Here is a 23,914-nt window from a genome sequence, read left to right as displayed (position 1 = left end):
TCCCTAATCTTCATTCTCTTATTGTACAAATGCCTGCATATAAGTTCGCTTGCCCTCCGCATCCTTCAAATAAGGACCCAAGCCGGCAAAACGGGACTGGTCGACATACACGCCGGTCATCCATCTGCCTTCGGTCAGGCCGCCATCCCATTGAAGCACTAGGTTAGGAGCGGCTATCCATTCCTGATAGACTCGTACGTTATGCTCTTTATATTCTTTACAGGGTTTAGAAAGCTCTAGCAGACGGACATCGCTGAGATAGGTAGGGACGAAATAGGTAGCAATCGTATCCAAATCTTCCCCGTCAAAAAAGGACTCCTCGCCTAAGAAAGGGTGAAACAGCTGCGTATTCTCGTACATGGACCAAATGACCGCCTGCAGCACCATGCTTTGGCGGATGCCGTTGTGAAACTTGTAGCTCCGCTGCTCTCCGAAAATTCTCTCCTCGGCTGCTCTTTCAACATCGGTAGACTCCAGACAATGCCGCTCACAGCCAATACATTTCCAGCCGTCAGGTCCTTGTATCCATTTCTGAAAGATGGTCCCGCTCTCATTGTTGCCTTTATAAAGAGAAGAAATAATACTGTAGGGCACGCCGATCCAAGCCTCCCATAAGGAATCAGGAAGATGGCTATGAAGCATGAACAACACCTTGTCGTAAATGAGCTGCACCTTGATCGAAGCAGTCTCCAGCTCGGCAACATCCTCTTTGATATACGCAATCTCCCGGGAAAACAGGGTTGTCTTCATCTCCCTCGCCTCCTGATAGTGATGCTACTTACTCCACTCTGAGCAATTTGAGCAAGAACCAATATTAGTAAGCGTTTCCAGCACGGTCTGAGTAACGTTTTTCCTATTATATTACATACATCTATCCGAAGTGCAATCTTTTTCTAAAATAAAAAAAGCCCCTCCTCCCTATTAGCGGGAAAAAGGAGCCTGCCCTCATCTTTTACTGTAGATGAACTACTCTACCCAGCTCTCGGCCCAAGACTGAATCTGCTGCATAACTGGCTCCAGTGCACGACCTTTGTCTGTCAGCTCATACTCAATACGTACCGGTGTTTCTGGATACACATGGCGTACCAGAATACCTTCGCATTCCAAATCCTTCATCCGCTCAGATAGCATCTTATCGCTCATTAATGGAATCAGACCGGAAATATCTTTAAAGCGTTTCGGTCCGCTCATTAATGTCTGAATAATAAGTCCATTCCATCGTTTGCCTAAGAAAGAGAAGGCAGTTTCAAATCTGGGGCACATCGTTAACTGATGTTGTTCCATTGTTCTCACCTCTCACTAGTGAAGCTTACTATTAGTTAGTATATATAATTTTACCACATTTTAATCGGGATGAACATCGTTTCCCAAAAAAAAGTTCATCTGCGATAAATATTATATCCCTGAATCAATCCTTCGTGCCTGTGGATGTTGCCCTTTGTGATATGACCTCCGTTACGACAAAGCCCAGATCATCATTTCCATAGAGCGAGAGCACTCCAAGAACGGTATCATCGGATATAAAACCCGCCTCTTCCAAGGATACGGTTAGGGCCAAGGCGTTGCTGAGCGCCTCATTCCCCCCCTGTTCTGGATAGGCTTGTAAATACAAGCTATGCGGGTCCAGACTATTATTTACACACCACTGGGCAAATACAAGAATCATCATCTCTTCATCGCGTTTATAGCTTTCGATGATCTGCTCTTCCATCGATTTACGGTCATCTTCCAATAGCCTGCTCCTTTCTGCGATTCTTTAACTGGTCAGCACGGCTGCCAGTACATGACTTGGCAATACAGCTGAAGCAGCAACTCCGCATTGCTCTGGTGTATCTATGTTGCTCAAAAAATGATCGACTACTCCAGCAAAACCTCTTCTGTCCAAAATGGTATCCCAGCTTCCAAAGCTCTGGCTGCGCGGCAACGCACCATTCTCGTAGAGCACCGCTTTATCCATATCGGCTACTTCCACTGATCTTCCATGCCCATGCAGCTCCACTTTCTCTTGATCTGCACCGGCATCACGAACCATGCTATACGTACCAACTGCACCATTCGCCCAACCCAGCATCCCGGAGGATTGCAGTAATCGCCCGTCTGTGCCGGATTGCAAATTGCTATGCAGCAACTCATAATCACCACCGCACAGCCACAGCAGCAAATCGAGCATATGAATCAGATCATCATGCACAGTTTCATGGCTGCTGCTGGCTTGTTGCTTCGTTCGATGCTTAATCGCACTGCAGTGGCTAATCCCACCCGCTTTCTCCAGCCAGGCCTTGGCAGCAGCATACATCGGAGCATAACGACGGTTAAAGCCCACGGCCAATAGAAGCCCTTTATCCACAGCAAGCGCTGCCATATGCTTGGATTCTCCTAGATCATAGGAAAGAGGTTTATCCACATATACTGCTAATCCATGCCGAAGGCATTGTGTGACGATATCATAATGGGTTGGCGTGGGACTATGCACGAATACAGCATCAAGCTCCCAGGATAATAACTCAGCTAAAAGGGTAGTTCCTTTAGCAAAACGGTACGTGTTCATCGCACTTTGCACCGTTGTCGGTGAATGGCTGAGAACGCCTACGACCTCAACATGATCATGACGGGAGAGCAGCGGCAGATAGACTTTACGGGCAATATCGCCGATTCCGATCATGGCCACTCTTTTTCGTTCAGCACCACTCATGGGTGTATATCCCCCTCTATACCGGGAATTTGCCATTCCCGTATGTCTCTTCAAGCTATTATACCAAGACATAGAGCAGTGACAAATGATCTTTGCTTCAATTATTAGTTTTTTTTCAGTATGATGAGAACATGGAGCGGAAGAAGGGGCATATTAAGATGAGAAAATGGCTGGTGGCGATCCTGTATGTTTCGGGCATAAGCATCGCGTTTATCTACAGATATAACATCCTCAGTTGGATGAAGCAGGATCATAATATTATCCTATCCATCGGAACCGCTACTTTGCTGGCGATGTTTCCAGTTGTGCCTTATAAAGCCATCATTGGCTTATACGGATATGCCTACGGAAGTCTGTATGGTGCAATAATCTGCTGGTTGGCTACTAATCTGGCTGCAGCCATAATGTTCGGCGGGACCAAATATTTGTTCCAGCACAAGGCGAGGACCTATTTGGCCTCTGTGCCGATGCTTGAAAAGTTCACGGCTGCCGTGGAACGGCGCCCTTTCGCCTCTGTTGTGCTGGCCCGACTGGCACCGGTTATCCCGCAGACCGTCGTTAATGTCTACGCAGGGGCTGCCGGACTTCCTTTCTGGAGTTATATTGCTGCTTCAGCTATCGGTAAAATACCCGGGATAGCCTTATTCGCCTTTCTCGGTGGCAATGTATTTCAGCATCCAACAAGTGCTGTTATCGCCATCATCATCTACGCCGCTGTGCTGGCTCTTGCTGGCTGGTCCCTACGCCCTCCTTCACCGGATGGGAAGAACCGTATATAAACAACACTAGTGCAAGCTGGCAGACGATGCTTTTTTGCTTTATAATTAGATTGTGATCTATTTAATTGCATTCTGTGAATGGAGGAATATTAATGAGTGATGTTCAACATAACCATATAGGTTCAAAGACGGAAAAGGCAACGTTCGCAGGTGGATGCTTCTGGTGTATGGTCACCCCGTTTGAGGAGCTGCCCGGCATCATTGAAGTGGTCTCCGGCTACACCGGTGGTCATACCGTGAATCCAACCTATGAGGAGGTTTGCTCGGAAACCACAGGGCATGTAGAGGCTGTGCAGATCACATTTGATCCTGATATTTTCCCCTACAGCAAATTGCTCGAACTGTTCTGGCAGCAGATTGATCCAACCGATGCAGGTGGACAATTCTATGACCGTGGCACTTCTTACGGCACCGCTATCTTCACGCATAGTGAAGAACAACTTCAGCAGGCTGAAGCCTCCAAGGTAGCCTTACAGGAGAGCGGACGCTTCACCAAACCAATTGTCACGCCAATCCTTCCAGCAGTAGCTTTCTATCGGGCCGAAGAATATCACCAGGGATATCATCACAAGAACCCTGCACATTACAAGCGCTACCGTAAAGGGTCAGGCCGGGATGCTTTTATCGAGAATCACTGGACCCACAAAGAGGACAAAAAAAGCCTAAAGGAACGCTTAACTCCGCTTCAATATGAAGTGACGCAGAATAGTGCTACGGAATCTCCTTTCCGCAATGATTTCTGGGATCACCATGGAGATGGCATTTATGTAGATATCGTATCCGGGGAGCCGTTATTCAGCTCACAGGACAAATTCGATTCCGACTGCGGCTGGCCTAGCTTTACCGGTCCAATCCGGAAGTATTCCGTCAAAGAAAAAGCAGATCTCACCCATTTCATGATCCGGACGGAAGTCCGCAGTAAAGTAGCCGATTCTCATCTGGGTCACGTCTTTAATGATGGTCCCGGAGCGGACGGCCTGCGCTACTGCATCAATTCAGCGGCACTTCGCTTTGTGCCCAAAGAAGATTTGGAGCAGGAAGGTTATGGAGAGTATCGTGCTCATTTTCAGGGGCTGTCTCATAAGTAACTCTGTAAACAAGCTAAAACAGCAAATCTCCTGTTATAGGGGACTTGCTGTTTTTTTGTTATTAGACCCGAAGTTAAGTAGAAATATTTAACATCAGTTACTGCTGCTAATATGAGTTGCGTTTCCTTACACCGGAATCCGGAGATTTAGCGGCATGATGTGCTGTTAATCTCGAGTTACGAACAAATTCATCCCCGGTGCATCCGTCGCTCTGGCCTGAAATCCGAATTTCTCATAAAACCCTTGTTTCCCTTTGGCAGATGCCAGTTGAATCCAGCGTATTCCTTTATCCTTGGCGTGGTTTATAAGATGGCTTATGATGTCTTTGCCGAGACCTTGATTCTGATATTCAGGGAGCACCATCATCTCACAAAGGAAACATTGTATTATGCCGTCGGAGACCATACGACCTGAAGCCACAAGCTTATCGCCGTCATAGATCGTTACAATATGCCAGCTATTTCGGGCTGCTTCATGAAGCATTTCTTGGGTCCAATATCCCTCTGGATTCCAACCCGTCGATTGAAATAAATTGAAGTAATCCTCTTTAGCTGGCATATCCGTGCGAAAAGAAAAGGGCAAAACCGCCACCTCCAACATTCAATTCCAATAGAATCCGCCACGGTTAGTCAACCACTGATTCCTAGATCGAGCCTCATTAATTTCCCTATTCCTCTTTATTCGCTTCCTCTTCGGTGCTTTCCTTCACATCTTGCCGACTAGTCCGCCGAATCCGCTCAGTCTCCTCATTACGTTGACGTAATGTATTCTTACGGAACCAGTAGGCAATCGCCAGAACAATACCTACAACAATTAGGAGGGGAAGAGCTCCTGCTAAGATGACAACGATCCACTGAAAGGTAACAGATATCGCATGTAGACTACCATTCAAAGCAGAGGAAGCCCGATCCATCAGCGGCCCTTGATCTGTTTCTTCCTTAACTACAACGGCCTTATCGGTCTGATACAGACGCAGCTCTACCGTGGAGAATGAAACATTCTGGTCAATGTAACGCATTCTGCCCTTAATTTGCTCGATTTGCTCTTGAATGGCACCCAGCTCATTCGCAAAGGAGACCAGATCACTTGATTTTGTCGCTTTTTTCATAAACTCGGTATATTGGATTTCCATTAATTGCTTGGCTTTCAGCCGTGATCCCAGATCGACGTATTCCTCGGAGACATCCTGTCCTTTAATGCTGCGCTCCAGCTTCTCATGTTCAACCTTATCCAGATTGCTCAGAAAAGAGGAGAAGCCAGAAGCCGGTACTTTCAGAATAAATGTGCCACCCTGTTCATATTCAGCACTAGTTTCTGTGAATTCGATAATATAGCCATTTGCCAAACTGACCATATTGCGGACTTCAGTTTGCGCTTTAGCGTAATTCTCTACCTCCATGTTGAGATTGGCGTGGTAGATCAGCTTCATATTTAGTCCGGCTACAACATCATTTCCGGTAAATCCAGCCGTTCCGTCCGCTGCATTCTCAGCCGTCGAGTGCGTAATGACAGCGTTCTGGTCCCCACCAGATTCTACAGCCGCCCCCTTTGAAGCTGGCGCAGCAGCCGTTGATGCTAAACTCTCCGACGATTCCGTGTAATTCTGATCAACAGCAGCGTCTGCCGAATTAGACACGGCTTTAGCTTCACCTGAATCAGTCTTACTGTTGCTGGCCGTGTTAGCTGCTGAATTATGATCGCTGCCCCCGAACCACAACCCGCTAAAGCAATTGCAAGAATAAATAAACATAAGTAGTGCAGACCCCATTTTCGCATACTCATACCTCCAGAAGTGTAGTGTGAACCTTACTTTCTTTGGTTTCTTACCTTCGACTCCGGAATGTCTGTTATAAGTACAGCTCTTTTTTCCGAGACTCTTTCTTTTGACGTTTCCAGAAGATGGAAGGTTGCAGTGAAATAAGAGATAGCACATACTTATTTTGTATTTTTTTGAAATAGACTGTCAATGATCAAGTTTGCTGAAGCAAGACAAATACCCTCCATTCATAATGAATGAGGGTAATGTTCTGTTCGGACAAGCTCCACCTTGCTGAACAGGTGATTCATTTAAAGATGCTGTCCATTCACTAGCAAAAGGAGGTGAATCCTCATGGCAAAAGACGGAATGTGTGAAGAGGATGAGCTGAAGGAACCATCCAGGGTTCCTTCTATTCTTATTTTATTCTAACAACAATGAGAACTATTATCAAGTAGTCAGTTGTTTTAGCGGCTACCGACTTTTGTTTTCTCTCGCGCGATAATTGCAGCCTGCACCATGTTGCGCAGTGCACCTTCAGTTTCTTGCCAGCCACGCGTTTTGAGACCACAATCCGGATTAATCCAGAACTGCTCCGGATTTAGCACCCGCAGGGCGCGGTCAATATTCGAAGTCATTTCTTCTACGCCGGGAACGCGCGGGCTGTGAATATCATATACACCAAGGCCGATGCCTTTATCATATTCCTGCTCCTCAAAGCTGACAATCAGCTCCCCATGACTGCGGGAGGTTTCAATCGATATTACATCGGCATCCATAGCCGAAATCGAATCGATCATATCATTAAATTCGCTATAGCACATATGGGTATGTACCTGCGTAGTATCCTTGACAAGGTTCGTCGCAATGCGGAACGACTTCACCGCCCAATGTAGATAATGCTCTCGGTCCTCAGCCTTCAAGGGCAGCCCTTCACGAATGGCTGGTTCATCGACCTGAATCATTTCTATGCCCGCATTCTCCAGCGCCAGAACTTCATGGCGCAAGGCCAGCGCAATCTGGTTCGCTACTGCTTCGCGGCTCAGGTCATCACGCACGAACGACCAGTTCAGAATGGTAACCGGACCGGTGAGCATCCCTTTTACCGGAAGCTTTGTGAGGGACTGGGCATACACGCTTTCTTTTACGGTCATAGGTTCAATAAAAGCAATATCAGCGTAGATCACCGGAGGTTTAACACAACGGGAGCCGTAGGACTGAACCCAGCCGTTACGTGTAAACAAATAACCCGCCAGCTTCTCACCGAAGAACTCCACCATGTCGGTGCGTTCGAATTCCCCATGAACTAGTACATCCAGACCCAAGTCCTCCTGAAAGGTGATGGCTTCCTCAATCTGTTTGCGGATGAACAAATCATAGCGCTCCTGATTCCAGACGCCTTTGCGCCATTTCAGCCGGGCTTGGCGTACCTCCACTGTCTGCGGGAAGCTGCCAATGGTTGTTGTCGGCAGCACCGGAAGCTGCCACTTCTGCTGCTGAACCTTGACGCGCTCTGCGAAAGGTAAACTGCGGTTATCCGGCAGAGACGCAAGTCCGCGGACTTGGTCGGCCACATCCTGCCGAGCACGTTCCGGAAGGGCGCGGAAAGCAGCCAACGCTTCGCGACTAGCGGCAAGTGCAGCGGCGGAAGCTTCCCCGCCACTTACAGCAGCGCCGATCAAAGTTAGCTCGGCCAGTTTCTCCTCGGCGAAGGCTAAGGCGTTCTTCACCGTCAGCTTCAGCTTATCCTCACCTTGTACCGTTACCGGCACATGCAGCAAGCTGGAAGAGGGTTGTAGAATCATGTGGTCAAGGGCAACATGGGCAGCCAGTTTCTCCACAAGCTGCAGCTTGGCATCCAGATCCGAGCGCCAAATGTTGCGTCCATCAATAATGCCGGCACCCAGCCATTTATCCTGCGGCCAACCCAGACGTTGAATGGATTCAAGGTTCGCGCCTCCATCGTGTACGAAGTCGAGACCTAAACCTTGCACCGGAAGCTTAAACAGTACCTCCAACGGTTCAGCAGCTTCGAAATAGGTCTGGAGCATAATATTCAAGCCCGGTACAGCGGCTGCAATGGTCTGATAAATGCTCTCCAGCAGGCTTTGGTCATCCTTAGTTAACCCGCTAACTATGGCTGGTTCATCGATCTGAACCCAGGCTACACCTTCTGCCTCAAGCTCTTGCAGCAGTTGCACATACACAGGAAGAAAACGTTCGGCAACGTCCGCAATTGCAGTGGACGGGAAACCTTTGGACAGTTTTAAGAAGGTATACAGTCCTACAATTACAGGTTTGCCTTCAATCCCCGCCTGCTCTTGGGCGAAGCGGTAGGCGGCCAACGGTTTATTCTCGGTCAGGCGCGGTGTTTGCCGGCCAATCTCTGGAACTATATAATGATAGTTCGTATTGAACCATTTTGTCATTTCGCAAGCTGTCGCTCTCGCATTGCCACGTGCCATGCCAAAATAAAGTTCAAGCGGGATGTCGCCACCATCATAATCATAGCGCGGAGGCACGATGCCGAACATAACCGCCGTATCCAATACATGATCATAGAAGGTAAAATCATTGACCGGAATAAGCTCAATTCCCGCTTCCTTTTGAGTCAATAAATGCTGGAGCTGTATCCCCGCCATTTCGGAACGGAACGTGGCTTCATCCGTCTTGCCGGACCAGAACGCTTCCAGTGTCTTTTTCCACTCCCGGTTCTTGCCGATTCTCGGATAGCCGAGATTGCTTACTTTCACCTTGTTCGTCATAATCGCAACACTCCTTCTCTCCATCTCTATTTGGGCCATTTATTCGATCAATTCCAACTAAAAGAGCGTCTTCCCCTACAAAAAGTCATAGGGAAAGACGCCCATCATATACCCATGGTTAACGTCTAACACCTCCCTATATCCCGTAGGAAAAGCAGTGCTGTGAAACAGGCAGGTCTCCTGGCTAACGGCCTCAGCATCCTTAAGCAGCCTTCCCGACAGCCGTAAGCTGCCAGTGACTATAGTTGCTAAGAACTCTTCCGTTACAGTGGCGGGTCCGCGTCGGTTTCACCGAACTTCCCTTTTAAGCTGACCGGCAATACTAAATTCCCGGCAAGCACCTGTCTCCAAATATCTAATATTGCTGGCGATGTCTTGAATCTGATGTCATCATACTGTAAGCTCTAGCCGCTCCGCAATAGATTAGCAGGGGTTCGCCCTATAACAATTACCTATACCGAAGCCGGAAAAGTCTGCTCAATATAGTTACAACCCCCAGTATCGTACCCAGCTGGATCACTACCATGAAGGTATTCTAAACGATGGCTTTGATATGCATGTGCTGTCCCAAGTTTTGTCCACCTTAAATTTAGGTTATAAGCAAAAGATATAATGTACAACAAATCTTAGTCCTAATCCCAACAAAAAAAGGTCAACCAGAAACTCTGGCTGACCTTAATTCTTAGTATATCCACGAAACAGCAGCTAATACTCTATGCTATTCCATTATCGTATATTCTGCGCCTTGCCGAGTGTTGGCTGAATCTTTGGCATCTTCGCCAGCTTCGGCTTGCCCAAAGAAGTAGTTAACGTAATAACATAGCCAGCTACGACCACTGCAATTACGGTATACAAAGTTTCCTTGAGAGGCATATAAAAGAGTGATAACGCCAGAACGATTACATCCATCAGGATGAAAACCGTACCTACTTTAATACCTTTCCATTCACTGATCAGCAGCGACAAAATATCATCTCCGCCACTTGCCCCGCCGCCACGCAGGACCAACCCTGCTCCTAAACCTGTAAGTACACCAGACAACAACGCCGCAAGCGGCAAATTATCCTGCAGATTAATGACCAAACCGGAATAACGTTCCATCAGTCCATAAAAGATTGTAAAGGCTGCTACAGACACAAATGTATTGCAGACGAACGCTTTCCCTTTGAATAGCATAGCGACCAAGAGTACTGGAATGTCCAGAATAAGAATAGAAATTGAAGGCGAAACCCCTAATACATATTTGCCGAGCAGCGACAAACCTACGAACCCGCCCTCGGTCAAATGATTCTGATAATTAATGTGGTAATAAGTAAATGCAAGCAAAAATGTTCCAAACAAAATGACTGTCAATCGGAGCAGATAACTTACTCCGTTGTGGTTCCTCATACAGGTCTCCCCTTATCGTATATGGCGGCTAGACGTCCCACCAACCTCTACGACAGGTTATACCGGAGGTGTTGCTCCTTCGCATACAATACTCCCTTCCCTCGTAGAGCTGGTCTCGTCAATTAACGGTACACGCACCTTCTACAGGGAAGCTAAGTATAAGACAGATCATAACGTTTCCAAATCGTCCTTTGGGGAATCGTCCTTCGGGGACACATGGTATCCTGATCCTTTCTCTAATTTAATATGTTCTAAGCACATTATACCACGCAGATAGCCTTCTCTAAACCCTTTTACATAAAAAGTGATCATTTTTACACAGAATTGCGCATTAGCCGGTTGACCGTTTCACGTCTGACTCCAATTAATTGTCCAATCTCTTCCTGTGTTAATAGGTCTGTTAGCGAGGTCCCATGAGCATAGTCATTAAACCAGCGGGTCAGCAGCTCCATCCGCTCACCTGGGGTCCCAACTGTAAGGTGATCAAGCCGTGTCTGCATGAAGCGCACCTTCTCCTGAAGGAGGAGCGCTATCTCCAGCGCTTTACCTGGTTCTTCACGCAGCTGTCGATACCATTCCGCAGCCGAAATTATCTCTACTTCACTCTTCATCATCGCAACCGCTGTTCCATGCGCCTCCTTTGGCGAAATCAAGGAATGATGGGGAACTGTCTCTCCAGGATATAGTATGTTGAACAACACCATATTCCCGTTCTCATGTAGTCTCGTTACCTTGAACAGCCCGTTTTTGACCTGATACAGGAACTCGCAGCCGTCGCCTTGCCGGAACAAGACCTCCCCTTTGTGCAGTATCATCTCGCCCTCTCCTTTGCCTTCTCGTTATATATATTTTTAATTATACAAAAATACACCTGCAAAATGGAGTTTAATCCAAACTACATTATATATAGGCAAAAAAACAGGGATGCCTCAAGGCCATCATCATGGCTTGTAAGACATCCCGGACTTATTAATTTATATATCTTTAGGACAAGAAGACTACATATTTTTGAGAATATCGATTAACTCCTGCTTGCTGCCTGCATTCAGCAGCGACTCGCGGAATTCATCATGAATTAGCTTGCGGGACAGTGCCACCAGAATCTTCAAATGCTCATTGCCAACGTTCTCCTGAGGCACAGCGATTAGAAATACAATGGATACAGGCGTACCATCAAGGGAATCCCAGTCGGTAGGCTCGCTCAAGCGGGCTAAGGCCAGCCCTGGTTTTGCTACTCCGACAGATTTGCCATGGGGGATTGCCACTCCAAAACCGATGCCCGTAGAACCGGTAGCTTCACGAATCAGCACATCACGCACATATTGCTCGGCATCTGTTACCGAACCGGAGAGCTTAAGCCCTGCGGTCATCTGGGTGATAATAGTATCTTTAGTTCCTGTTTCCAGGGGCAGGAATATCGTTTCTTCCGTCAATAGTTCATGAATATTCATTTAGAGCCAACTCCAATCGCAGGTTTATTTCTTTTGAACAAGTTAACCAACAAGGCTGTTACAACAGTACCGACTACAATAGCAAGCAGGTACATCATTGGCTGACCGATCGCATTAGGAACTGCCAGAACGAAGATGCCGCCATGCGGTGCACGTAGTGTAGCATCAAATACCATGGATAGTGCTCCGGTCAGGCCAGAGCCGATCATAAAGGCTGGAATGATGCGCAGTGGGTCAGCAGCTCCAAATGGAATTGCACCTTCAGTAATAAAGGAGAGCCCCAGTATGGAAGCGGCTTTACCAGCTTCGCGTTCTTCTAGCGTAAATTTCTTTGGAGCCAATACGGTAGCCAGCCAGATGCCAAGTGGCGGGGTCATACCCGCGGCCATTACAGCAGCCATAGGGCCATATACACCACTTGCCAGCAAACCTACAGCAAAGGTATAAGCTGTTTTATTAAAAGGTCCACCCATATCGATCGCCATCATGCCGCCTAATATGGCGCCTAGCAATATTTTATTGCCCGAACCAATATTTTGTAGCCAAATCGTCAAAGCGTCCATCAAATCTTTAATCGGGGTTCCAATGACATAAATCATAAGCATACCGATGATAAATACCGACAGCAAAGGCACGATAAGCAGTGGTTTAAGACCTTCCATCGATTTCGGCAGTTTGATATATTTGATCAAATATCTGGCGATATAACCCGCCAGGAAACCGGCGAGTATGCCGCCTAGGAAGCCGGCACCAAGGTCTTTCGACAACATACCACCTACAAGACCTGGAGCCAGAGCAGGTTTACCACCAATGGAAAAGGCAATGAACGCTGCCAGAATGGGCACCATAAGTCCCATCGCTGCGCCGCCTATTTGCAATAGGTTGGCGAAAAAGGTTCCTTCTTCCGGATTAAGCTTAAAGAAGGATAAGGCGATCAAGAGACCCCCAGCAACTACCAGCGGCAGCATATGGGATACACCATTCATTAGATTTTTATAAAATGAATTTTCGGAACGCTCGCTGCTACCTACGGATGATCCAGCTTGCGGAGCTGCTGAGGCTGTTGAAGCCTGCAAAGCCAATGCCTGATCAATCAGTTTGCCAGGAATCTTGATCCCTTGGGCAACAGGAACCCGCACGATAGGTTTGCCTGCAAAACGCGCTTCATCCACATCCGTATCCGCTGCAATGATGATGGCATGAGCTTCAGCAATTTCTGCTGCGCTCAATTCATTCTCAATACCGATGGCCCCCCGTGTCTCTACCTTGATTGGGACATTCATTTCTCCTGCTGCCTTTTGCAGGGATTCAGCTGCCATATAAGTGTGGGCGATTCCGGTGGGACAAGCTGTAACCGCTAATAGTTTTTTCATTTAATATTCCTCCCGCGAGCGTTTTTATAACCCTCTATACTTCAATGCTTGTAATCCCAACGTCTTGCAGGCGGGCAATAACCTCTTCGGGGCCGCAGACTTGGGTCCCCGGTTTGGAGGCGGTTACACTGCCGGCCGCTGTAGCCCAGCAAAGTGTGTCGGTAAGACTGCGCCCATGAATTAAGCTTGAGGCAATCGCTGCTACCATGGAATCTCCAGCGCCTACAGTGCTTTCGGGCTTAATGCTAAATGGACGAGCTCGAATGGCTTCCTCTTTACTGACGGCCACACTGCCTTCGCCCCCCATGGAGACAATGACCCAATGAGTGCCTTCGGCAATCAGCTGTCGGGCTGCTCGGACAATCTCTTGTTCGGTCGCAAGCGTCGTACCGACCAGCTGTTCCAGCTCATGAATATTCGGTTTGATCACATCCGGTCCAGCCTTCAAGCCATATCTCAGTGCGTCACCATCAGCATCCAGAATGGTCTTGACCCCTTTACTCCTGGCAGCCTCAATCAACAGGGCATACTCTGAAGACTCTATTCCCGGAGGAACACTGCCTCCCAGTACGAGGATGTATGCCTCTTCAAGCAGCAGCCTTAGTGACTCGTGAAAAAGATTTCGCTCAGGCACCGATACTGTACCCCCACGCTCGTTAATCTCCGTCGTGACCTGAACATTACTGTCCACAACCTTGAGGTTCATTCTCGTCTCTGCCAGCGTTTCCGTAAAAGAATGCCGGATATCTTCCTGCTCCAACCGTTCAAGGATCAGCTTGCCATTATGTCCACCGATATATCCAACTGCAGATACCTCTTCATGAAAGCCCTTCAATACTTTAGCAACGTTAATTCCCTTGCCGCCCGCATCCGTGCGGATATCGTTGACTCGATTCAGTCCGCCAACCTCCAGACCGTCAATCGTTACTGTTTTGTCTAAAGCCGGATTCAGGGTAACTGTGATGACTAATTTCTTCATGATAACCTCCTCTACTTCATACCAGCGTGAAGTCAACGCCTAAGCTTGTAATCCCCCGAATGAAGCTCTCTGGTACGCCCGAATCGAGAATGCAATGATTCATTTCCGTTAGGTCTGCTACCTTGCAAAAAGAGATCTGGCCAATCTTACTATGATCAGCAAGCAATATAACCTGCTTGGCTACAGCAATCATCTTGCGCTTCGTGGCCGCTTCCAACATATTCGGTGTGGTGATGCCTTCATGTAAATCCAATCCGTTGGTGCCGAGAAATGCCTTATCCACCCGAACCATATCAAGAGAACGCTCGGTCATCGGCCCTACAAAAGCCATCGTATCCGGCCGCAGCATCCCACCCGTGATGGAGACTTCAATATTCCGGCAATCCTTCAGCTCATTCAGAGCCATGATTGAATTGGTGATTACCTTGATATTCGAGAAAGTCTTCAGCTCTCTGGCAATCTGCAGGGTCGTGGTTCCACCATCCAGCAGGATGGCATCGCCCTCACGGATCATTTCCACAGCCTTGCGGGCAATCCGCAGCTTCTCATCCAGGAAACGATCTGCCTTGTCCGGTATGGCTGCCTCAAAGTTAACGCTTTGTAAGGAGACTGCACCGCCATGGGTGCGCTTTAGCAACCTCGCTTCTTCTAGCTCTTTAAGATCTCGGCGCACTGTAGATTCGGAAACACCCATCTTCTGACTGAGCTCCTGAACAGAGCCTCGCGAATGCTGCTCTACAAACTGCACGATACTCCGCTTTCTTTCTTCCTCAAACTGCACCGCGTTCCCCTCCATCTATAGGTTAGCGCAGCACTGAAAGGTTTCTTAGGGCTTACGCATATCTATATATTATTATGACCAGATAATGATCATCTTATTTTTAGGAATGATCGTTATTGACCACTTGTGCTCATTTATGATTGTAACAGCGTTTTCATTTCCTGTAAAGCGCTTTTATAAGAAAAATTTCAGATGAAAAAGAGGAAAAGATCCTACTGCCCTTAAGGCAAATAAGTATCTTCTCCTCATAAGTGCCGCTATAAAGAAATTACGTCCCAACTGCCTATTTCAACTTCAGTGTTTAGAACATAATTTATATTACATATTGGGGAAAGTGGGTGAGCAGGAGATGGCCGATAAAAAGAATAGCAATCCGGTAGAGACTGAAGAGCTAAGCGCTGAAGATTATGCCATCATTGCTGCCGGACTGACTGCTCTGGGTGATTTTTTCGCCTTTTTGTCACTGATGAAAGCAAAACAGATCGCCAAGGAAACCGGAGGGAAAACCGATGTCATACCAGCACTCTTCATCCGCTCCAAAAGCAAAAAAACCACTCGAAAACCCCGCTGATTCTTCTGATCATAGAGATTCAAGCGGAATTGCTTGATGTTTATTAAAAAGAGAACTTACCAGTTGAATTTTCTCTTGTTCTAGCGCAAGCATCACGATTATATGTTCTATGTTTATATGCCGCGCGTAACCTTCGGCATCTCTCTGGGGAATACCCAATCCCATAAGGCTCACGGTTAATCCATCCAAACCTGTAACTTCATCTAAACTTGCTCCCGCCAGTTTATGTGCTGCAGGTCCCGCTGCGACTGCCGTATCAGGCAGCATATTCAACCCAACAGCAATCTCCTTGGCTGTTCCAAACAATCCCCCGTTGCCTATCCCGACTTCAGGTTTGCCAATACCGGAATCTTTGCTGATTAGCTCCACAATATTTTTTTGCTTCGCCAGCACAGATATCTTCTTGTGATGGATTCCACTCCCCTGCAATGCCTTGATGGCCAATATTGCATCACTCCGATGTCCGAATATCCCTAGAATTAACACAGTCACTGCGCATCCCTCCTATTAATGTGCTATTAACCGTCATACCCACAGGTTAAACCGATGTGAATAAGGTTATAAAGATAGAGCAAGGTTTAGTATAATAGTAGAACACAATGATTCAAAGGATGTTTACATAATCTATGAATCTTATACTCAGGGGGTGCTGCTAATTGCTGCAAAGTAAATATTTTCGGACAAGTCTGGCCATAATCTCTTTTTTACTTATTCTGTTCTTGGGCTCCAAGGTTATTTTTCTATTCACGCCTTTAGTTGAAATCTTCAATCTGCTGCTCGTGCCTATGATGCTGTCTGGCTTCATGTACTATCTATTGCGGCCGCTCGTTAGTCTGCTTGAGAAGAAAAAGCTGAACCGTGCCGTTTCCATTCTATTAATCTATATTATATTCATCGGATTGTTCGTGCTCTTCTGGGTGCTGGTCTGGCCAACCCTGCAGGAACAAATTCAAAACTTCATCGATAATACCCCTTACCTGGTGCAAGGGCTTCAGAATCAGTTCAACAAACTGCAGGACAACCCAGCGTTATCACGTTTTTTCAAAGGTGATTCCGATCTGGCGACCCGGCTTTCAGGATATTTGAATGATGCCATCACCTGGGTAACCAATTCTATGTCTAATCTGATCGGTGTTATTTCCAGTATTGTAGTGATTATTGCCACTTTGCCGATCATTCTCTATTACATGCTGAAAGATGGCCACAAGCTGTCGCCAATACTTCAAGGGCTGATTCCTAAGAAGTACCGTAAAGAAGGACAGGATATGCTGAAGGATATTGACAGTGCACTCAGCAGCTTTATCGTTACACGCGTTCTGTTGAACGTCGTCTTGGGTATCATGCTATATATCGGCTTTCTGATCATTGGACTGCCTTATTCTTTACTGCTTGCTTTAATCTCAATTCCACTAAACTTTATTCCTTATGTCGGGTCCCTGCTTGCTGCCGTCCCTGTCCTCATTGTAGGCTTTATTGAATCTCCTACCTTGGCTTTATGGGCGCTTATCATTATCGTGATTGCGCAGCAGATTCAGGATAATGTGCTTTCCCCGATTATTTACGGCAAATCGCTGGATGTACATCCGTTAACCACGGTTGTACTCGTGCTGATAGGCGGAGATTTCTTCGGTATCATCGGGGTGCTGATCGCACTTCCGGTCTACATGATAATCAAGATCATTTTCCTGCGGATCTATGAGATTATTGTTGCGGAACGGGTCGAAGAGGTCCCGGAGCAAGTGCCGGTCACTAAAGAAGAACCACTATAATGGATTGATAGTGTCTGCTAGCTATAAGAAAAAACGACGGTCATACCCTCCAATCTGGAGAGTCTGCCGTCGTTTCTTTATGTTCAATGATTTCAGTTCATGTTAGCCCCGCAAGGAACGGACTACAAATAAATGTGTGCCCTTCAGCAGATTCTGACCGTCCTGAAGGGTGACCGTTCCTTTCGTATGCGATACAATCGTGGTATTAAAGGCAAGCAATTGATCGTCCTTCCAGACACTTACCGCCGATTTGAAATATACTGCATTATCGAATTGCTGCCGTTCTCTCATGATGTATCCAATGGAATGTAGTACTGGGGGCAGGGCTCTCTCCCTGGGCGCCAATGCCTTGATAAACACAATGTCACGAAAAGGAACAGCAATTTCCTGATGACCGATGACCGCTATTCTGGTCGAAGAGTCCCATTTACGTAGTACGCCCTTCATGATCGTGTAGGGCCTTACACCGCAGTACATGATGACCGGTTTGCCCACCCAATGCCTCATTAGCTACACCCCCTTCGCTGTGTCCAAGCTTTCCTATTCGTTCGGTATCATCCAATCTATATCCTTCAGACCCTGAGATTCCAAAAATTGATTGGCCTTGGAGAACGGCCGACTGCCCAAAAATCCACGGTGTGCAGAAAGTGGACTCGGATGCGGAGACTGAATGATCCGATGCTGGCTACTATCTATGTAGGCCCCTTTTTTCTGCGCATAGCTTCCCCATAATATAAAAACTAACGGTACAGTCCGTTCATTCAGCTTTCCCATAATGGCGTCTGTAAATGTCTCCCACCCGAGTCCCTTATGCGAATTAGGTAAACCCTCCCGAACGGTCAGCACCGCGTTGAGTAGCAGAACACCTTGCTCTGCCCAATGAAGCAGCGAGCCATGGTTAGGTACCGGCACACCGATATCCTCCCTAAGCTCCGTATAAATATTGCGCAACGATGGAGGAATACGCACACCCGGCTTCACCGAGAAGCTCAAGCCCTGAGCCTGCTCCGCGCCATGATAAGGGTCCTGGCCCAAAATAACGATTCGAGTCGCACTATATGGCGTCAGCTTGAGAGCCGTAAAGAGTAAATCTTTGGGCGGATAGACCGTATGTTCCTTGTACTCCCTGGCTAATGTATAGGACAGCTCCTGAAAATACGGCTTTTGTATTTCATCATGCAATACCTCGTCCCAATCATTGCCGAATATCGCGGTGCTCGCTTCCTTATTTGCGTCCATAATCTGCTTTGATCTCTCCCCACACTTTTGTCTGCCATTTCAGCAGCTTATTGTCGTAGGTATTATTCTGCAGCCAGCTTACCGCCCGCTCGATCAGCAGCCAGATTTCTTCAGTCGAAGCATCCCGCGGCAAGGTTGTGGCAACTTGCTTTTGCTTCACCCATTTCATCGCATTCACGGAATCACTGTACACGGCCTTATTGCTGCCCTCTTTCTTCAGAAGTGCCAAAGCATGCACAATAGCCAGAAATTCTCCGAGATTGTTTGTACCTTTACTAATTGGACCGCAAGAGAAAATAAGCTCCCCAGTCTTAGTGTCTACACCTTTATATTCAACCGGACCTGGATTGCCCCGCGTGCCTACATCTACAGAGATGCTGTTATAATCGATCTCTGCTGAAGTTTCCACAGCCGCGCTCCGCTTATACGAGCTGCCCACGGCAGGCTTACCTGCACTTGAACCTGCGGTACCTGTTCCCCAATTGCCTTTCCAGCCTGCCTTATAAGCCGTTTCCGCTGTCGATTTAGATTCATAAGATTTATATTTAGCACCGGTATAACGATCCGTCTGTGCCTGGCACTCTGCCCAAGTGCTATAGACTCCCGGTTGTTTACCTTCCCATACTACATAATATTTCTGTTTAGCCATAATACAGCTCCTTTTCTGCCCCAGTTCAAAGGATTATTGTAATCCAAACTGCGCTATTAATGAAGATGAATCTCACTGGATAATTACTGCCCTCATGAAACATACTACCTATAGACTTCAATCTAAAATGGCAAGTGTGGTATCGATGATCCCGTCCAGCTTCTGCAAATCTGATGTTGTCTTGACCATTACACGCAGGCCCACCAAAGCATTATGCAGATAAAAAGAAAGAGCCGATGGCGAATACTGTCCGGAAATTTCTTCATTCTCTTGACCATGCTGCACTAGTTGCTCCAAGAGTCGCTCATTATTCATAAAGCTCTGATTGACCTTAGCCGTCGCAATAGGATCATGATTGGACAATTCCACCGCCGTATTCACAAGCAGGCAACCCTTAGGCTCAACGTCCTTCTTATGAACAGTTGTTTCGAATAGCAGCCGAATGGCTCCTTTGGCGGAGGGTAGACCTTGAACCCGCTCTTCCATCTTCGCTGAGATGATTTCGGTATAACGTTCCATTACTTTCATATATAAAGTGTGTTTGTCTCCGAAGGTATCGTACATGCTTCTCTTATGAATACCCATGCCGGATACCAGATCCTGCATAGATGTTTTCTCATAGCCCTGCTGCCAAAATATCGTCATCGCTTTACCGAGAACGGTATCTATATCGAACTCTTTACTTCGAGCCATTTAGATCATACTCCTTTCTAGTCCTATTTTATCATTTATAGAACGATCGGTAAATATAATTGAGTCATTGTGAATTTAATCACTTATATTCTGTACTAATCATTCTATATTAATTTTAAAGAATATCACTACAACTTTAGGAGGCCATTTCAATGAAAAAGCTTGCCGCTTTAGCAGCAGTATTCATGCTTGTGATGGTGATTGGATGTGGTAATAACAATAATAATAACGGGGCAGCAGCAAACCAAAATGGAGCAAATGCAAATATAGACTCCAATGCCAACGGAAATGCAGACCAACCTACGGACGCCGTAACCTCGGCTTCAGTAGTTGATAATGAGGCAAACTTCAAAAAAGCAATCAGCAAAGAAGGCACATGGATTATAGCAACTCTAAAGGATTTAACTTTCAGCGAGGACCTTGTTCTAGATGGACAATTTACTAACAAGGATAAACCGGCTCGGAAGATTGCTCTATATTCACAGGATGCGGACCATAATATTACAGCTTCTTTCACACTCACCGCTCCGAAGATTACAATTAAAAGCGAGAATGCCCGTATTCAAGGCGGTACCTTTGTCGGGGATGTTTACGTAGAAGCCAAGGGATTTCAGGTAGTCAATGCAACTATTCAAGGTAATGTATATTTCGCTAGCGATGAATTCCAGTCCACGTATAGCGCTGCGGATCAAGGGAAGGTTACCGGAGTTACGGAAGTTCAGAAATAATTCAAGCTTCAAAAAAGGTGTTCTGAGGTCGATAAGACGAAAGGACACCTTTTTTACTGTGTAGTATAGAAAAGAGGCACAAGAATGAACTCATGCAAAACTTTTTTTATGGGATTAATATTATTATTCATAATTACAGGCTGCAACAGCAAGCAAGTACAGAAAATACCGGAATTCCGAATTCAAACCGGACATGACCTGACCTTATTTACTACAACGGACACCCACTATTTATCCAAACAACTGACCGATGGCGGACCTGCTTTTCAGAAATTCCTCGCTGCCGGTGATGGCAAGCAGCTGAGGTATAGTGATGAGATGATTAGTGCTTTCGCCAACGATATCCAAATTCAACATCCAGATGTTGCCATTATTAGTGGAGATCTAACGAATAACGGGGAAAAGCAGAGTCATCAGGATCTGGCAAAACAACTTGAGGTCATTGAGAGCAGCACCGGAACCCGTGTCTATGTCATTCCCGGCAATCATGATCTGCTTAACCCGTGGGCCAGAAAATTCAAGGGTGAGCACCAATACACTACAGAATCTATAGATGTCAAAGAGTTTCGCGATATTTATAGCTCTTTTGGCTATGACGAGGCGTTATCTCAGGACAAAGACTCCTTAAGCTATCTGGCAGCCCCTTCTGATGATCTATGGTTACTAATGCTGGATACGAGCCAGTATCTCAATAATCCCGCGCTTGGATATCCGCAGTTGGATGGACGATTAACCACTTCAACCCTGAAATGGATAGAGAAATGTGCTACGCTCGCCGCGAAGAGTGGGGCGCAGATTGTGGCCGTCATGCATCATAGCCTGCTGGATCATAGCAAGCTCATTCAGGACGGCTTCACGATTAATGATAATCAGAAGGTGATCGATGCTCTGCTGCGCAACGGAATTACTACAGCTTTTAGCGGACATATACATATTCAGGATATCAGCTCTTATCAGCAGAACTCCAAACAAATTTATGATATAGCCAATAGTGCTTTGTCTGTATATCCTCATCAATTTGGCATCTTAAAATATTCTGCTGCCAATCGAACAATGGACTATACCACCTCCTCGTTGAACATGGAATTATGGGCTAAGTCAAACGGCAGCACAGACCCAAATTTGCTTCATTTCAACACATTCAGTGAACAGAGCTTTGGTGATCTATCTTACAATAGAACCTATAAGCGTTTAACTGAGAACAGCGCCTATAACAATTATACGGATCATGAACTGCAAGCCATGGCAGACACTGTAAGGCGTCTGAATAAGAACTATTTTGCCGGGACTGCGAACACGGATAATGCTGCTGTACTCTCATCTGACGGCTATCGGCTGTGGATGGACGCTCCTTCAGACGGTCTCAAAAGCTATGTGCTGCGGATGACTGAGCGGGAAGCAAAAGATAACCATCATCTGCACGTACAGCTGCCTTGACTTCAGTCATATCCGCCAACCGCTTCGGGCAGCTCGATGTATTCTTTTTTAGTGCTAACCCTCTCAAAAATATAGTCTCTCAGCTCTTTCAGCTGCTGTGCGTCATCGGTTAATTCACATTTCTCTGAGCTCCATTCAAAGTTTCGCTCTACTCCATTAATCAGAACCTCCCATCGATCCTCACTATAGGGGGTAGTTGAACAACCTGAACTTGCTGTTTCCAGCTTTAATTCTTTTAATACATTGATTTCACGCATTCGCTCGTAAATAAGCTGCATTTCATCATTCGTCAGCGTCAACGTTGCTGTTGCTGTTCCTTTCGTGACCAGATCTTTGGTAACTGTATGCTCAAAGGTATTGATCTCGTTCTTATTTGTTGTCCCATATCCAAAGGCAATGGAGAAAGCAAAGTCGTCCGGTTTCACTTCAGGCATCGAAACAGCCGTCACTGCCGAGGGTTCTGCCTTCTGCTTATTCGTCTCCCTACATCCAGTAAGCGGCAATAAAAGAAATATAGATAAACCCAAAAAAAGCTTTCTAATAGGAATCCCTCCCCCCCAATAATATAGCATATTCTAGGATTTCAGCCTCACCAAGTACAACAAAAGCTCCTCTTCAACCCCTGTGAGTTTACAAGGTTTGAAGATGAGCTTGTCACGCATTAATATTTATTCGAGCTTCAATACTGCTGAAGCAAACTCGCGCCCGTTGACCAATAGCGCAATTCGATGCTCCCCTGGATAATGGCGGCGAGTCGTTAGTTCTGCCCAGCGATGTGTCCGCCCAGCGCTTAGACTTGCACCACCAAGCACGGTTTTATCCGATAATAGGAACGACTTACGCGAGGTTCGCCCGCTGGCTTTCACGAAATCAATGCCATATTCGACGCGGATGCGCACTGGATTGCCTTCGCGGATACCCAGCGCGTATTTCAGCTCGCAGCTCTCGCCGATCGAAAGTATGGATGGTTCAACTGTGAAGGAAGCGCTAGTGATCAATGGTATATCGTCCACCTGCTCCGCGTAACCGAACAATGCCATCACCTCGGGATCGGTCTTACGAATCAAGGATCGACAGCCATGCCGCACAATCCAGTCAGTATTTGCATCCACACCTTTCCAGCGGCGGGCAATGTCCAAGACAACTTCTGGATGATCCTTCGCAATATCATTCAGATTGTTGGCAACACTCTTGCGTACATAAAGTGACGGATCAGCCTTCAACTGCTCCAGCACTGGCAGTACCGGAGTTGGGTCATGCTTGAACATTGGAAGCGCCTGCCCCCACGGTAGGCGGGGACGGCTGCCCTCGCTCGCCAGCCGCCGTACATGCTCATTCGGATGTGTGGACCAGATTTCCATTTGGCGCATCATCCGCTCCGGTTCGCGCAGCAGAAATGGCCTCACGGCAAATTCAGCTGATGACTTCGTAGTAAACAGCTCGAACGCTTGCATGGACAGCTGCCAGTGTTCCTCTCCTTGACCATACACCTCTACAAAATCAGGAAAGAACAGATAAGGGAAACCCACACAGTCAGTTGCAAGCTCCATCATGATCTCCATTGCAGCCTCGTACTGAGATGGCAAATAACTTCCTAAGGACTCGGTGATCCGCCGCATTCTTTGCTTCAGCTCAAGCTTTTCCCAAGTTTCGTCTATTGCCAAGGCGACAAACCCATTGATATCAAACACACTGTACATGGCTTCAACCTTCTCACCAAAACCGCGTAAAAATCCCTCATTGTACATCGCTTTTAAAGGCTCCGCCATGATTTG

The 23,914-nt window shown here is 46.8% G+C and carries 26 protein-coding genes and 1 riboswitch; of the genes, 6 read left to right on the top strand and 20 right to left on the bottom strand.

Going from position 1 to position 23,914, the window contains the following annotated elements:
• Nucleotides 1–18: 18 nt before the first annotated feature.
• From H1230_RS10230 to H1230_RS10215, 4 genes are all read right to left on the bottom strand, one after another.
• Entirely contained in the window at nucleotides 19–750 is a 732-nt protein-coding gene (locus H1230_RS10230; protein WP_239715369.1) for a hypothetical protein, read from the bottom strand.
• 216 nt (nucleotides 751–966) lie between these two features.
• Complete coding sequence (locus tag H1230_RS10225) at nucleotides 967–1,284, bottom strand: winged helix-turn-helix transcriptional regulator (RefSeq protein ID WP_239715368.1); 318 nt, start codon at nucleotides 1,282–1,284, stop codon at nucleotides 967–969.
• 124 nt (nucleotides 1,285–1,408) lie between these two features.
• Entirely contained in the window at nucleotides 1,409–1,711 is a 303-nt protein-coding gene (locus H1230_RS10220; RefSeq protein WP_481857167.1) for a hypothetical protein, read from the bottom strand.
• A gap of 45 nt (nucleotides 1,712–1,756) precedes the next feature.
• A complete protein-coding gene (locus H1230_RS10215) occupies nucleotides 1,757–2,692 on the bottom strand; it encodes a Gfo/Idh/MocA family protein (protein ID WP_239715366.1) in 936 nt (311 codons plus the stop codon).
• Between the two features lie 158 nt (nucleotides 2,693–2,850).
• Between H1230_RS10215 and H1230_RS10210 the strand changes: the two genes are divergently transcribed.
• Nucleotides 2,851–3,471, top strand: coding sequence for a TVP38/TMEM64 family protein (locus tag H1230_RS10210; RefSeq protein WP_239715365.1), 621 nt, complete (start codon nucleotides 2,851–2,853; stop codon nucleotides 3,469–3,471).
• 92 nt (nucleotides 3,472–3,563) lie between these two features.
• Nucleotides 3,564–4,559 (top strand): peptide-methionine (S)-S-oxide reductase MsrA, encoded by a 996-nt coding sequence (msrA, locus tag H1230_RS10205; protein WP_239715364.1) that lies wholly within the window; start codon nucleotides 3,564–3,566, stop codon nucleotides 4,557–4,559.
• Between the two features lie 165 nt (nucleotides 4,560–4,724).
• Here msrA and H1230_RS10200 read toward each other — a convergent pair whose 3' ends face one another.
• From H1230_RS10200 to H1230_RS10160, 9 genes are all read right to left on the bottom strand, one after another.
• Nucleotides 4,725–5,141 carry a GNAT family N-acetyltransferase gene (locus H1230_RS10200; RefSeq protein ID WP_239715363.1) on the bottom strand — a complete coding sequence of 139 codons (417 nt, stop codon included), beginning with the start codon at nucleotides 5,139–5,141 and terminating at the stop codon, nucleotides 4,725–4,727.
• Nucleotides 5,142–5,226: 85 nt separating this feature from the next.
• Nucleotides 5,227–6,309: a DUF4349 domain-containing protein gene (locus tag H1230_RS10195; protein ID WP_239715362.1), complete on the bottom strand. Its 1,083-nt coding sequence runs from the start codon at nucleotides 6,307–6,309 to the stop codon at nucleotides 5,227–5,229.
• Nucleotides 6,310–6,782: 473 nt separating this feature from the next.
• Complete coding sequence (gene metE, locus H1230_RS10190; RefSeq protein WP_239715361.1) at nucleotides 6,783–9,080, bottom strand: 5-methyltetrahydropteroyltriglutamate--homocysteine S-methyltransferase; 2,298 nt, start codon at nucleotides 9,078–9,080, stop codon at nucleotides 6,783–6,785.
• A gap of 153 nt (nucleotides 9,081–9,233) precedes the next feature.
• Nucleotides 9,234–9,440: riboswitch (cobalamin riboswitch) on the bottom strand.
• 366 nt (nucleotides 9,441–9,806) lie between these two features.
• Complete coding sequence (locus H1230_RS10185; RefSeq protein WP_239715360.1) at nucleotides 9,807–10,469, bottom strand: YitT family protein; 663 nt, start codon at nucleotides 10,467–10,469, stop codon at nucleotides 9,807–9,809.
• A gap of 314 nt (nucleotides 10,470–10,783) precedes the next feature.
• Complete coding sequence (locus H1230_RS10180) at nucleotides 10,784–11,284, bottom strand: Crp/Fnr family transcriptional regulator (RefSeq protein WP_239715359.1); 501 nt, start codon at nucleotides 11,282–11,284, stop codon at nucleotides 10,784–10,786.
• Nucleotides 11,285–11,467: 183 nt separating this feature from the next.
• The gene (locus H1230_RS10175) at nucleotides 11,468–11,920 is read right to left on the bottom strand and encodes a PTS sugar transporter subunit IIA (protein ID WP_239715358.1); all 453 of its coding nucleotides are present in this window, start codon (nucleotides 11,918–11,920) and stop codon (nucleotides 11,468–11,470) included.
• Nucleotides 11,917–13,293 carry a PTS fructose transporter subunit IIC gene (locus H1230_RS10170; RefSeq protein ID WP_239715357.1) on the bottom strand — a complete coding sequence of 459 codons (1,377 nt, stop codon included), beginning with the start codon at nucleotides 13,291–13,293 and terminating at the stop codon, nucleotides 11,917–11,919. Before H1230_RS10170 ends, H1230_RS10175 begins: the two co-directional genes overlap by 4 nt.
• A gap of 34 nt (nucleotides 13,294–13,327) precedes the next feature.
• A complete protein-coding gene (gene pfkB, locus H1230_RS10165; protein WP_239715356.1) occupies nucleotides 13,328–14,272 on the bottom strand; it encodes a 1-phosphofructokinase in 945 nt (314 codons plus the stop codon).
• Nucleotides 14,273–14,288: 16 nt separating this feature from the next.
• Nucleotides 14,289–15,053, bottom strand: a complete 765-nt coding sequence (locus tag H1230_RS10160; protein ID WP_239715355.1) for a DeoR/GlpR family DNA-binding transcription regulator — start codon at nucleotides 15,051–15,053, stop codon at nucleotides 14,289–14,291.
• Nucleotides 15,054–15,402: 349 nt separating this feature from the next.
• Here H1230_RS10160 and H1230_RS10155 point away from each other — a divergent pair, with 349 nt between their 5' ends.
• A complete protein-coding gene (locus H1230_RS10155; RefSeq protein WP_239715354.1) occupies nucleotides 15,403–15,624 on the top strand; it encodes a hypothetical protein in 222 nt (73 codons plus the stop codon).
• A 9-nt stretch (nucleotides 15,625–15,633) separates the two neighbouring features.
• On the opposite strand, the gene H1230_RS10150 is transcribed toward H1230_RS10155, so the two are convergent.
• Complete coding sequence (locus tag H1230_RS10150; RefSeq protein ID WP_239715353.1) at nucleotides 15,634–16,116, bottom strand: hypothetical protein; 483 nt, start codon at nucleotides 16,114–16,116, stop codon at nucleotides 15,634–15,636.
• Between the two features lie 164 nt (nucleotides 16,117–16,280).
• On the opposite strand from H1230_RS10150, the gene H1230_RS10145 reads away from it, so the two are divergent.
• Complete coding sequence (locus H1230_RS10145) at nucleotides 16,281–17,393, top strand: AI-2E family transporter (RefSeq protein WP_239715352.1); 1,113 nt, start codon at nucleotides 16,281–16,283, stop codon at nucleotides 17,391–17,393.
• A 102-nt stretch (nucleotides 17,394–17,495) separates the two neighbouring features.
• Here H1230_RS10145 and H1230_RS10140 read toward each other — a convergent pair whose 3' ends face one another.
• The 4 genes from H1230_RS10140 to H1230_RS10125 form a co-directional block, all read right to left on the bottom strand.
• On the bottom strand, nucleotides 17,496–17,900 hold the full coding sequence (locus H1230_RS10140) for a hypothetical protein (RefSeq protein WP_239715351.1): 405 nt from the start codon (nucleotides 17,898–17,900) through the stop codon (nucleotides 17,496–17,498).
• A 33-nt stretch (nucleotides 17,901–17,933) separates the two neighbouring features.
• A complete protein-coding gene (gene ung, locus H1230_RS10135) occupies nucleotides 17,934–18,602 on the bottom strand; it encodes a uracil-DNA glycosylase (protein ID WP_239717243.1) in 669 nt (222 codons plus the stop codon).
• 16 nt (nucleotides 18,603–18,618) lie between these two features.
• Nucleotides 18,619–19,281, bottom strand: coding sequence for a ribonuclease H (rnhA, locus tag H1230_RS10130; protein ID WP_239715350.1), 663 nt, complete (start codon nucleotides 19,279–19,281; stop codon nucleotides 18,619–18,621).
• 117 nt (nucleotides 19,282–19,398) lie between these two features.
• Nucleotides 19,399–19,974: a TetR/AcrR family transcriptional regulator gene (locus H1230_RS10125; protein ID WP_239715349.1), complete on the bottom strand. Its 576-nt coding sequence runs from the start codon at nucleotides 19,972–19,974 to the stop codon at nucleotides 19,399–19,401.
• Nucleotides 19,975–20,126: 152 nt separating this feature from the next.
• Between H1230_RS10125 and H1230_RS10120 the strand changes: the two genes are divergently transcribed.
• On the top strand, nucleotides 20,127–20,702 hold the full coding sequence (locus H1230_RS10120; RefSeq protein WP_239715348.1) for a hypothetical protein: 576 nt from the start codon (nucleotides 20,127–20,129) through the stop codon (nucleotides 20,700–20,702).
• 84 nt (nucleotides 20,703–20,786) lie between these two features.
• A complete protein-coding gene (locus tag H1230_RS10115; protein WP_239715347.1) occupies nucleotides 20,787–22,139 on the top strand; it encodes a metallophosphoesterase in 1,353 nt (450 codons plus the stop codon).
• Between the two features lie 2 nt (nucleotides 22,140–22,141).
• On the opposite strand, the gene H1230_RS10110 is transcribed toward H1230_RS10115, so the two are convergent.
• Both H1230_RS10110 and H1230_RS10105 read right to left on the bottom strand, forming a co-directional pair.
• Nucleotides 22,142–22,666: a hypothetical protein gene (locus H1230_RS10110; RefSeq protein ID WP_239715346.1), complete on the bottom strand. Its 525-nt coding sequence runs from the start codon at nucleotides 22,664–22,666 to the stop codon at nucleotides 22,142–22,144.
• A 141-nt stretch (nucleotides 22,667–22,807) separates the two neighbouring features.
• Nucleotides 22,808–23,908, bottom strand: a complete 1,101-nt coding sequence (locus H1230_RS10105) for a DNA alkylation repair protein (protein ID WP_239715345.1) — start codon at nucleotides 23,906–23,908, stop codon at nucleotides 22,808–22,810.
• Nucleotides 23,909–23,914 lie beyond the last annotated feature (6 nt).

Origin of the sequence: Paenibacillus sp. 19GGS1-52 (genome assembly GCF_022369515.1) — a bacterium.
Classification (GTDB): Bacteria; Bacillota; Bacilli; order Paenibacillales; family Paenibacillaceae; genus Paenibacillus_AQ.
The sequence above is the reverse complement of the archived record's forward strand: the minus strand, read 5'-3'. Positions and strand labels throughout refer to the sequence as shown.